This is a genomic window from Aquipseudomonas alcaligenes NBRC 14159 (assembly GCF_000467105.1).
Classification (GTDB): domain Bacteria; phylum Pseudomonadota; class Gammaproteobacteria; order Pseudomonadales; family Pseudomonadaceae; genus Aquipseudomonas; species Aquipseudomonas alcaligenes.
In genome coordinates this window covers 1-10,577 of record NZ_BATI01000065.1, presented here as the reverse complement: position 1 = coordinate 10,577, position 10,577 = coordinate 1, and the positions used below count along the sequence as shown (strand labels likewise).

Genomic DNA, 10,577 nt, shown 5'->3' with positions numbered 1-10,577 from the left:
GATTCAAGCTGCCAGTGCTGATATAGCCACAGAGGGTTGTGTACCAACCCACAATGCATACCAGATCGGTGTGATCTCTGGATTGGCTTCTTCCACTGCACGCCTGCTAGCGAGCGCGCCTAGTACGTCATCACCAATCGACGAATCTTGAACGATGCTGAGCGCAAACTGGAGAGACTCAATATGGTCGATAGGTTGTTCCAGTCGACTCATGAGCGGAGCAGCTAGCTTTTCATTTATCCAGTCTCCGCCCCAGCGCAGCCTTTGTAATACGCGATTCACGCCGGACTCCAAATGTGGGGCGTCTAGCTCATATAGGATTTCATGAGTCACGATTTCTTGGATTGGTCGCGGATGAAGTGCGAACAGCTTGGGAAGCCACTCTGGAAAACCGTTCAGCTCAAGCAGCCCATAGCGAGCTGCGTTCCGGGCATTCTCTGCGGACATATGCGCAAACAAAGAGGATTCTTCTTTGGCCTCGATAGCGAGGCCTGAGAGCCCAAAAATCACCTCATACGGGGTCGTATTGGCAGCAGCCCCCTCTGACGGCAACGTTGGGCAGTAGCCCCGCCAGAAGCTCATAGCGCCGTTGCGAAACGCTTGAGCAACCGGTAAGCCGAACTCGGCAGTGAGCGAAGGCCAATTGCCGCTGCCCCATGTATTTGAAGACGATGAGCTCTCAAGCAAGCGATCCAGCAGATAAGTCTGGCTTCGAGACATCACACCAGGCTCAGAGCTATTAATCAGAGCTATGTCAGCAGCGAGACCTTCTTGCCAAGAGCGACGGCGCTCTGCCTCTTCGGCTTTTCGTTGAGCAGCTACTTCCTTCCACTCAGCCTGTTGGATCTCCCACGCCTGGACTTCCTGCATCGGTGGATTCAAGAAAATATCGAGGCGTGCACGAAGCTCGTCGTGGGACTCGGTTGCGTGCCTGAGCTGAACGACCCAAGGTGGAGGATTTCCATGCTTTGTGTAGATATGGAAAGCCATGCTGAGTGCCATGAGGCGGTCTTGCATATCCTTCAGACTCACGATTTGCTCGCAGGCAAGACTGAAGTTTTCCTTGTTTAACGACCAGAATGGTTGGAAACCCAGTAACTGCCAGACGTGAGTGACGGGGTCGCGATGCACCCACCCTTGACGGGCAGCAGCGACGTCATACCAGAACAGTGTGTAGTCGAGCTCCGGCCAGGTAGGCACGATCTCTCGCAGCTTTTCTCCAATCTCTCGGGTATCTAGCTCTTCATAGAAATGCGCTTGGGCCAGCTTGCTTAGAATCGTGAGTACCGACTCGTTGAGCGCAAATGGGTCACGCGCTTGGAGCAAACGGAGCGCCGCTATTCCAGCGACCTCGGCAAGCCAACTGAAATTCTTTGAGATAGCGCTGAAGCCGTGATCTTCAACCGGCGGTCTCTCCAATAGCACGCCAAGGCCGTGAATGAAGGCTGGGAGGTTTTCTAGGGGACACTCAGTTGCCAAAGCGGACAGCTTCATCGCCAGAGTATCCCTGCCGCTGAATCGCTCCTTTTTTGTAGCTCTCTCGATTGCCTGCAGAAGCCAAGGTAACCACTCGCTGTCGAGCGGAAGTCCATCACATAGCTCAGCTAACCATTCCCGATTAACCTTGGACTCCCCCTCCAAAAGCGCCAGACGCACATCCGCGACATCTTGAGACGTTCCCAGGTCGATGACAGCGCGTATAGCGGCCAAACGAGTGTGTTTGTGCTGGGCACTGAGGGCAAACTGTTTGGCTTCCGCAAGCGCACCTACTACCTCACCGTGCCAAACCATTCTTAACAGGAACCAGACGATGTCATCGTTGGTGCGGTAGAGCACCAATAGCTCGTTGATGTCCTCTGTGAGGTCGTGGTGCGCAAATCGCTGGACAGCCGAATAGTCGGTAATCGTCCAGCTGTGAGCTGGCTGAGCCAACTGCTCGCACGCCTTACGAAGAATATTCTGGCGGGTAGTCAGCGGGAGCTGACCAGGATCGCCTCCTTCAAAGAAGACCTCCGGAGCCAGCTCTTCTAGGCGCGTACAGATTCGTTCGTCCAAGAGTGCCAGCCACGGCAACACAGGGCGCATTGAAGGATTGATCACTTGCAATCCGTACTGAGTACGGAAGAACAAATTCTCGATGTTTACTCGAGAGGCGGCGCCACGGATAAGCTCATGGAGCCACTCTGCTGTTAGGTATTCCCGGACAGTACGGTGATGGAAACGAACGGTTCCATAGATGCCAGGTTCGAAAATGGGGCGACTCAGCAAAGCCCCGGCGTCTGCGTCATTCCAATCTTTCAGCACTGAGCGAACTGGAATTCCTTTTTTATTAGCTTCGCCATCAGGAACACATATTGCGGACATCTGCCCCAACGTTGTCGCAGCAGCGATGAGGCGTGCCCCCTCACGCAATTTATCTGGAGCAATTGGCTTGAACTCGGCGCGATTTTGATCGCGCTCCTCAAGTCGGCGATTGATGCTGCTCTTCATCAGCTCCAACCGTGTACCTATGCGCTGGTGCTCATGCCAGAAATCGACGAGTTCCAGGAAATCTAATGGGCGGGTAGTTAGCGATTCTGCTTCTCTACGCTCTACAGCGATGAGGAACGCCTTTGCGTCTTGGACACCAGTGGCCTCTAGGAAGCGATTAATCTGCTCGTCATGGATATCGTCCAACGTCACCACGAGAAACGATACGTCCGGTTCGGTTTCGCTTGCCGTGGTTTGTACAGCGCCTTCAGGATCATCCGCTTTTGGAGGAAGTGCTCGACGAGCGCTGGCCTCAAACTCAAAGGCCTTCTCGCAAATCTCTAGATCCGTGCTTGCGCGCCAAGCTGTGCTGCGCCCTGTAATGAGAATATGCGCTTTGGCTCCAATGCTCTTAGTTAACCGGCCAAGCTTGCGGATTGCCCGCTCAAATTCTCTAGGATCGCCCAACCGGGCCTCGTCCACTGAGTCCAAGAGCAGCCACCCTTCGGTGCCTGAATTGAGCCAGCTTTGAAACTCATCGAAAGTTCCCTCCTCGAATGCGTCCTGTAATTCGGACATGACGTTTTCGAGCCGCAGAAAGAAAGCGCTTTTTCCGTCGCTCCGGAGCTTGCGAGTAACATTTCGAATTTCAGCCGTCTTGCCTGACCCCGCCTCGGACAGCAGTACTACTCGGTGATGGCCGAGCAGGTCTGGCCAGTGGAGCTCCCCGCTTCTGCTACGTCTACTACTCAGGTCGGCATCGTCGGAAAAATCGCCGTCAATGACGATTTTGGAGAAGGTCCGATCAAGATCAATGAAGGCGTCCGAATGCCTGGTCATAGCGAGTCTCAAAAATAGGTCAGATTCAGCCCCGGCGCGGGCTGCAGCGGCTCTGCCATCCTACCTGGGGTTGTACGCCGGAATCCCAGAAATTTCCGTCAGCCCAGCTCCAGTCCCGCCACGAGCGCATCCAGGTCGATGAACTTGCCGTCAGTCTGGAAGGTGTAATGCCCGTTCAGCAGGATGTGCCGCCAGGCCGCTGGCGACATCTGCGTGATCAACGCCAGCGCCTTGGCATTGCCAGCTGCCTCGTACTTCGTCAGCAGCAGGGACAGGATCGCCGAGTTGTAGAAGATGATCGCGTTGCCGATCAGCCTGGCGCACTGGTTGCTGATCTCGATTTCGATGTCGGTGCGGCCGGTCAATTCCTTCTTCCCACCGACTTGGGCGATGGTCGAGCGTAGCTGGTGATAGGACTCAATGCGGTTCTGCGAGCGGTGAACATTACGCTCCAGTTGCGGGTCGCGCAGGTAGCGCAGTGTGTAGATACTGCGGATGAGCTTGTCGAACTCGAAGATTGCGCGCCGCGTCGGGTTCGGCGCCGTATAGGTGCACAGCTTGCGGATCAGCGTGCCCTGCGTCATTTCCTTCAGGCCCAGTGTGGCGACGATTCGGTCGATGTTCGCCTTCTCACCGACGATGAGTTGCCGGTCGATCTGGCCAGCCGGCCGGATCAGGCATTTCTCGTACAATGCCAGATCATCGGCGCAATACAGCTCCTGCAACTGGTCGTCGAGGTCGGTGAAGCGCGGCTCGAAACGAAGTCCGAACCAGTGCAGGATGGCGAAGTTGGCCTTGTTGATGCTGTGCATGTCGCCGGTGATCGCGCTCGGCACGATGTCCGACGTGTTGCGGTACCAGATGTCGAACACGTGGTGAGCCTCGTACTCGTGTGCGCCTATCAGGTAGCCGTTCAACGGCACGTGATTGCACAGCAGCGTGTAGGCGACGACGCCCTTGCCGCGGCCGAAATATTTGCGCGAGTAGCGCGCCTTCACAGTTGGTCGCTCGACGCCGAATTTCTGCCCATCAACGGCACCGTACAACGAATCGAGGTCGAACGAGTAATGCGGGAAGATCGGCAGTGCGGCGATGGCGTTGCTGATGCAATCGTTGGCCACATGTAGCGTCGCCTGGCGCAGGTACTGCTGGTAGGTACTCTCCAGGACGTGGTACGGGATGTCGCTGGTACGCGCCATAACCTGGTTGCCGTGGTTCATGGCTTGGGCAATGATCACCGCCATCAGACTGTCGGCGTCGGCTACCTTCTTCGCATAGCGTGGCTGCAATGGTGTCAGCGCCGACAGGAACTGGCACTGGCCGTTGACGAAGCGAAACACGTCGGCGACATCGCAGTATGGCAGTTGCTCGTAGAGAGCTTGCTCGCGCGCCTTCTGGTTCTCCCCCTTGGGCTTGCGCCAGGTCAGTCTCTGCGTGTCCTTGTCGTATTCCAGGTGCGTCAGCTTGCCCTGTTTCAGCTCGCGATTGAACGCCACCCATTGCGCACGCAACTCGGCCGCCAGTGCATCGAGCTGGGCACTGACCGGCTGCCGCAGGAAGGGGATGTCCATCTGCGCGAGCACGGCGGCTTTCTCGTCCATCGAAACCAACTCGTCGGACAAATGCCGGTGCTGCAAGCTGTCGTCAATGTAGAGCTCGCCCGCCTGGAAGCGTTTCCTGACCTGACGGTAAAGCCAGAATTCGTAACGATCGGCATGCAGGCCTGTCGGCGTGCCTTCGGCATCGAACATCAGCAGGTACGGACGCAAGCGTTTCGGCAGCGTTGCCGCCGGACATTCGTCGAGTGGCCGTTGTGATAGGCGCTGCTGCTTGGCGAACACGCTCTTGGCCCAAGTCAGCGCCGCGAGCCATGGGTTATCGGGGGCCGTGCCGGCGAAGTCGAGCGCGACGTACAGCGGCCGTAGATGGCGTCGAATGCGTTCGGCCAGGCCGTCCACCGCCTGCCAGTGCAGCGCCAGTTTGTTCAGTGGCTTGACGCTCATGCGCTGCGCCGTGTTTTGCAGCAATTCCCTGGACATGATTTTGTAGGCGCGTTGGCGCACCTCGCCGAACGGCGTCGGATCGGCCACGCTGTCGTCCACGTACAGCGACAGCAGGCGGCCAACCTGCGGCGTTTCCTGATGGCGTCGCAGCTGTTCGGCGACAAAGGACTGTTTCGCACCCGTGCGGCTCTCGTCCTCAAGTTTTTTCATGTGGAAGGCCATCGCGTCGACCAGGTTGTCGGTGAGCTGCCGGTAACGTACCCAGGCATAGCACAGCAGGTAGAGCCGGGTCTGCTCCGCCTTCAGGTGGCGCAGGTCATGGACGGTATAGAAGTTCGCCAGGCTCGCGTAGTACAGCAGGTTCTGCTGCGAGATGCCGAGCTTGGGCAGCAGCGCCTTGGCGATCCCGTGCAAGGACTTCAGCGTGGCGCGCTTCTCGCGCTCCCCTGCCATCTGACGCCAGCCGAAATCTTTAGCGTCCTGCTTGAGCGCTGCCAGTTGAGACAGGGTGTCGTCACGCACCAGGAGCTGGCCCAGCGCAGCTTTGGCCGATTCGTCCAACACTTCTGCCAGCAAGCCGCCCAAGCGCCTGCGTTCGGTGGACAGGGCTTCACTGACCAGCTCTTGTAAGGTGGTGTGGCCGGGCCGGATGATTTTGTGCTCGCTGAGCCAAACGATCAGTTCGGCGGCCACGAATCCTGGCATTACGTCGCGCCGCACGATCTGTTCAGCCTGCTGTGCCAGTTGCGGCAGGAAGCTAGCCGCCCACGACCGGTAGCCGAACAGTTCGGCGATCTGACCCCTCTGGCTGTAGTGCTCATGCTTGGTGATCGCCTTGCGTTCGAACGCTTCGCCGTGGAAATAGCGACTCAGCACGAAGGCGCAATCGTCCTCGACCTCATGCCAATCGAAGCGGAAGAAAGCATGCTTGGCCTTGAAGTAGCCGATCTGCAAGACGCAATAGACTTGGGCCTGCAGGCTAGGCCGGCTGCTGGCGAACGCCAGTTCAGATTCGGTCAACGCCAGGTATTCCAGCCGCTGAGCATCGTCGAAGTCCGGTAGGCCGTACAAGGCTTCCTGCTCTGCGTCAGAAAAGACGGTGAGTAGCTTATTCTTGTTGCTCATCGACCGTCCTTCCCGCACCACGCCAACCTGCTCGCGTCAATGTTTCGATCAACGTAGTGCGCTTGACATTGAAGTTGCGGCACACCGCCGCCTTAGACATACCGCCATCGAGCGCGGCGACGATGGCGTCCAGCTTCTCACCAGTGATCGCCTGCGGCCGGCCGCCGATCCGGCCGCGTTTGCGTGCGGCGGCCAAGCCCGCGACGACGCGCTCCTGAATCAAGGCGCGCTCGTACTGCGCGAGCGCACCGAACACCTGGAACAGGAATTCGCCCGAGGGCGTCGTAGTGTCCAGGTTCTCTGTCAGCGAGCGGAACGCCACCCGCTTGTCCTTGAGCGAAGTCACAATGGCGAGCAGGTGCGACAGCGAGCGACCGAGCCGGTCGAGTTTCCACACCACCAGCACATCGCCGGCTCGAACGAACTCAAGCGCCCGCGCCAAGCCGGCACGGTCATCCTTCGCGCCAGAGGCACGATCCTCAAACAGGTGACGCGGATCGACGCCGGCGGCGAGCAGCGCGTCGCGCTGCAAGTCCGTGCTCTGGCGGTCGGAGTCCGACGACACGCGCATGTAGCCAACCAACATAGGCGGATAACCATCAAAAACAGGTTTCCGCATAATAGTGAATAGCGATAGAGTTTTCCGTACATTTTTGAGGGGGTGTTGCACAGGTAGCACAGCGGCGGCTGACAGCCTGTCGCAAAACAAATGTTTTACGACACCTCCTTGAGGTTGCCGCGTTTACATCATTACCTGAACAGGTATAAAATTCCGTCATGACAAACAAAGAAAAACCGCTCGAATGGATCGCGAGCAGCCACAAGGATTTGATGGCGTTGCCGTCCGACGTGCGTCGCCGTTTCGGTTACGCGCTCTCGTTGGCGCAGATAGGCGATCAGGATGACGCAGCAAAGGTGCTCAAGGGGTTCGGTGGTGCCGGCGTGCTGGAGGTCGTCGAAGACGATGCCGGCGGCACCTATCGAGCGGTATACACGGTCAAGTTTGCGGAAGCGGTGTTCGTCCTGCACTGCTTCCAGAAGAAGAGCAAGAGCGGAATCGCAACGCCAAAGGCCGACATGGACATCATCCGCGCTCGGCTGAAGGTGGCCGAGGTATTGGCACAGGAGCTACGAAATGCAAAAACGAATCATTGAAGGCGTCGAGGTTCAGCGCAGCTCGGGCAACGTCTTTGCCGACCTTGGACTGCCTGACGCTGAAAAGCTCAAGATCAAGACCGGCCTGGTGGTCGAGATCAGGAGGGCCATGCGCGCCCTTGGGCTGACTCAACAAGCGGCGGCCAAACGCATGGGCATCCCGCAACCGAAGGTGTCGGGCATGATGCGCGGCGACTTCACCAATCTATCCGAACGCAAGCTGATGGATTGTCTGAATCGCCTCGGCTACGACATCGAAATCAAGGTACGGCCAGCAGCCGAGCCGATCGGGCATCTAACGCTCGCAACCGCTTAATCGGAGCTCTCCTGATGGCAGCCCGCATCACCGACGACGAATGGGACGAACTGACTCCCGAGAATTTCGATACCACGGCACTGCTGCGTGCAGTCGATGCCGTGGACGTGCTGCGCGGCGATTTGAATGACAGCGCAGACGGCGCACCTCCGCAACTGCGCACCGACCTGTTGAAGCTGCATCAACTGGCAATGGCCGCGTTCAACGAGGGATCACGCAGCCGAGTGGCTGAGCTATTTGATCTCGCCGTGGATCTTCAGGATCAGGTTGATCATCTGATGACCTCGCTGGAACAAGTGCAAGAAACCCTGTCCCGGTTGACGGCGCTCTACCCAGAAAGCCTGTCCTGAATGTTCTTGGAGACAACCACATCATGAGCCGCAGCCGCCGCAAAACGCCCATCGTTGGGCACACGACCTGCCGTAGCGAGCGCGAGGACAAGAAACTCTGGCATCAGCGCTGGCGAACCCACGAGCGCACCGCGCTGGCCAGCGCGTCGCCGGAAGCTCTATGCGCCCATCTGCCTCTACTGGAAAACCAGGTCAGCAACGTCTGGTCGATGGGTAAGGATGGCCGCTCCTACTGGCCCATCAAGCGCCAGGCCGCCACGGCGGATCGCATTGCCAACCACAAGGGACGCAATCCGCAAGAGCGCGCCTCCCTGAAAAAGCGTCTGCTGCGCAAGTGGATGAGCAAATGAACCTGTCCACCATCGAGGCGCTGGCTATCGCTTGGGCGCGAATCGCTGAAGAAGCAGAACTCCCAGCCGGCTACGAGGGCACGGCGACGCCAGAGGCGCATCGGGCCTGCGAGGTGATCCAGGAGCGGATTCGAGAGCACGTCGTCGCCACCAATGACATGCGGCTGTTCGGCCTGCTGCACCTGCTTGGGCAGGCGTCGCTGCGCATGGAGCAAGCGCTGTGGCCGGAAGAATATGCGCGGATGACCCGCGAGGTCGAGGAAGCTCTCCGAGAGGCCGACGACCCCAACGCCAAGTCGTACACCCACGAAGAAGTCATGCAGGCGATGCAGGAACGCATCGACCGAGCGCGAGACAAAGCCATGTTGATCGGCTGACGGAAATTTCGGCGGTTCCGGCTGATCCAAGAATCTTGGCGTGACCTTACCTCCGCTCTACCGCTGGGTGCCAGCCTCGGCGCACGCCTAACCACCCAACTCAGAAAGGAAAATAAGTTGGTAAAACGCATTCCCGTATCCGAGCTTCGTCTCGGCATGTACATCCACAAGCTCGCCGGCTCTTGGGTTCGACACCCATTCTGGCGCGGCAGCTTCCTGCTGACCGAGCCTCAGGATCTCTCTGCCATTCGAGAATGTGGCGTCGGGGAGGTCTGGGTCGACTTGGCCAAAAGCCAAGTCGACCCAGAGAGCCCAGAGAGCCCAGAGAGCCCAGAGAGCCCAGAGAGCCCAGAGAGCCCAGAGAGCCCAGAGAGCCCAGAGCCCAGAGCCCAGAGCCCAGAGCCCAGAGCCCAGAGCCCAGAGCCCAGAGCCCAGAGAATTGTCGGAGGAGCAATCTCTGCCGTCTAGTCCACTAAGCAAGAAAAGTGACGGCGCAACCTCAATGGAGAGCGAAATGTGTTATGCACGGAAACTCTGTCTTGCGGCCAAGTCCCAAGTCATGGACATGTTCCAGGAAGCCCGGCTTGGCAAGGCCGTCGACCCAAGCACGACGTTGCCGCTGGTCGGAGAAATCGCTGCCTCGGTGCTGCGCCAACCTCATGCCCTCATCAGCGTCGCACGCATCAAAACGCACGACGATTACACCTACCTGCACTCGGTTGCCGTCTGCGCCCTGATGCTATCGCTGGCCCGGCATCTCGATCTAGACGAGGAGCAAACGCGCCTGGCTGGCATCGGCGGACTGATGCACGACCTAGGCAAGGCCGCGATGCCGCTGGAAGTGCTTAACAAACCAGGCAAGCTCACCGATGCCGAGTTCGCCATCATGAAGCGCCACCCTGTGGAGGGCGCAAAGATGCTGCGCGCAGGCGGGGCCGAGCCCGGGGTGGTGGACATTGCCCTGCACCATCACGAGAAGATCGACGGAACCGGCTACCCGGATCGCTTGGCCGGTGACGCCATTTCACTCCTGGCCCGCATGGGCGCAATCTGCGACGTCTATGATGCCGTGACGTCGGAGCGAGCCTACAAAAAGCCGTGGGACCCGTCCGCGGCGATGCGGCAGATGGCCAAGTGGGAGGGCCATTTCGACAAACGCATCTTCCACGCCTTCGTCAAGGCCGTGGGCATCTACCCCGTCGGCTCCTTGGTTCGCCTGTCCTCTCAGCGTCTGGCCGTTGTCGTTGAGCCGGGAATGGAATCACTGCTGACTCCCAAGGTTCGCGTGTTCTTCTCGCTACGCTCGAGAGAGCCGATCCCGATGCAGACCATCGACCTGGCGGCCACGAGTTGCAAGGACAGTATCACTGGCCCCGAAGACCCGACGCTCTGGAACTTCAAGAACCTCGACGACTTGTGGATGGAATAGCCCCCACAAAACGACGGCCCCGTGAGGGAGCCGTTGAACATCGTCGAGCGATGCCCGTCCAGGGAGGGATGGCCGAGCTCGATTCTCCAGAAGGTAGCTGGTGACACGAGTGTTGAGCCCACCCAACTAGGGTGACGGAAATTTCTGGGGTTCCGGCTTACAT

Annotated in this window: 10 protein-coding genes; 7 read left to right on the top strand and 3 right to left on the bottom strand. The window is 58.7% G+C overall.

The features are described from left to right. Nucleotides 1-3 precede the first annotated feature (3 nt). The 3 genes from PA6_RS21560 to PA6_RS21550 form a co-directional block, all read right to left on the bottom strand. A complete protein-coding gene (locus PA6_RS21560; protein WP_021703110.1) occupies nucleotides 4-3,309 on the bottom strand; it encodes an NACHT domain-containing protein in 3,306 nt (1,101 codons plus the stop codon). Between the two features lie 98 nt (nucleotides 3,310-3,407). Then, the gene (locus PA6_RS21555; RefSeq protein ID WP_010799689.1) at nucleotides 3,408-6,437 is read right to left on the bottom strand and encodes a Tn3 family transposase; all 3,030 of its coding nucleotides are present in this window, start codon (nucleotides 6,435-6,437) and stop codon (nucleotides 3,408-3,410) included. Beyond that, nucleotides 6,421-7,023, bottom strand: coding sequence for a recombinase family protein (locus PA6_RS21550; RefSeq protein ID WP_010465829.1), 603 nt, complete (start codon nucleotides 7,021-7,023; stop codon nucleotides 6,421-6,423). The genes PA6_RS21555 and PA6_RS21550 overlap by 17 nt, the downstream gene beginning before the upstream one ends. A gap of 191 nt (nucleotides 7,024-7,214) precedes the next feature. On the opposite strand from PA6_RS21550, the gene PA6_RS21545 reads away from it, so the two are divergent. From PA6_RS21545 to PA6_RS21520, 7 genes are all read left to right on the top strand, one after another. Beyond that, nucleotides 7,215-7,592 (top strand): type II toxin-antitoxin system RelE/ParE family toxin, encoded by a 378-nt coding sequence (locus tag PA6_RS21545; RefSeq protein WP_003151133.1) that lies wholly within the window; start codon nucleotides 7,215-7,217, stop codon nucleotides 7,590-7,592. Then, nucleotides 7,573-7,908 carry a helix-turn-helix domain-containing protein gene (locus tag PA6_RS21540; RefSeq protein WP_001172026.1) on the top strand — a complete coding sequence of 112 codons (336 nt, stop codon included), beginning with the start codon at nucleotides 7,573-7,575 and terminating at the stop codon, nucleotides 7,906-7,908. The genes PA6_RS21545 and PA6_RS21540 overlap by 20 nt, the downstream gene beginning before the upstream one ends. A 14-nt stretch (nucleotides 7,909-7,922) precedes the next feature. Next, entirely contained in the window at nucleotides 7,923-8,258 is a 336-nt protein-coding gene (locus tag PA6_RS21535) for a hypothetical protein (protein ID WP_000741275.1), read from the top strand. A gap of 23 nt (nucleotides 8,259-8,281) precedes the next feature. Next, nucleotides 8,282-8,608 (top strand): hypothetical protein, encoded by a 327-nt coding sequence (locus PA6_RS21530; RefSeq protein ID WP_000091614.1) that lies wholly within the window; start codon nucleotides 8,282-8,284, stop codon nucleotides 8,606-8,608. Next, nucleotides 8,605-8,985 (top strand): hypothetical protein, encoded by a 381-nt coding sequence (locus tag PA6_RS21525; RefSeq protein ID WP_001054412.1) that lies wholly within the window; start codon nucleotides 8,605-8,607, stop codon nucleotides 8,983-8,985. The genes PA6_RS21530 and PA6_RS21525 overlap by 4 nt, the downstream gene beginning before the upstream one ends. A 156-nt stretch (nucleotides 8,986-9,141) precedes the next feature. After that, nucleotides 9,142-9,453: a DUF3391 domain-containing protein gene (locus tag PA6_RS23155; protein ID WP_255209947.1), complete on the top strand. Its 312-nt coding sequence runs from the start codon at nucleotides 9,142-9,144 to the stop codon at nucleotides 9,451-9,453. A gap of 91 nt (nucleotides 9,454-9,544) precedes the next feature. Next, nucleotides 9,545-10,414 (top strand): HD-GYP domain-containing protein, encoded by an 870-nt coding sequence (locus PA6_RS21520; RefSeq protein ID WP_223198360.1) that lies wholly within the window; start codon nucleotides 9,545-9,547, stop codon nucleotides 10,412-10,414. Nucleotides 10,415-10,577 lie beyond the last annotated feature (163 nt).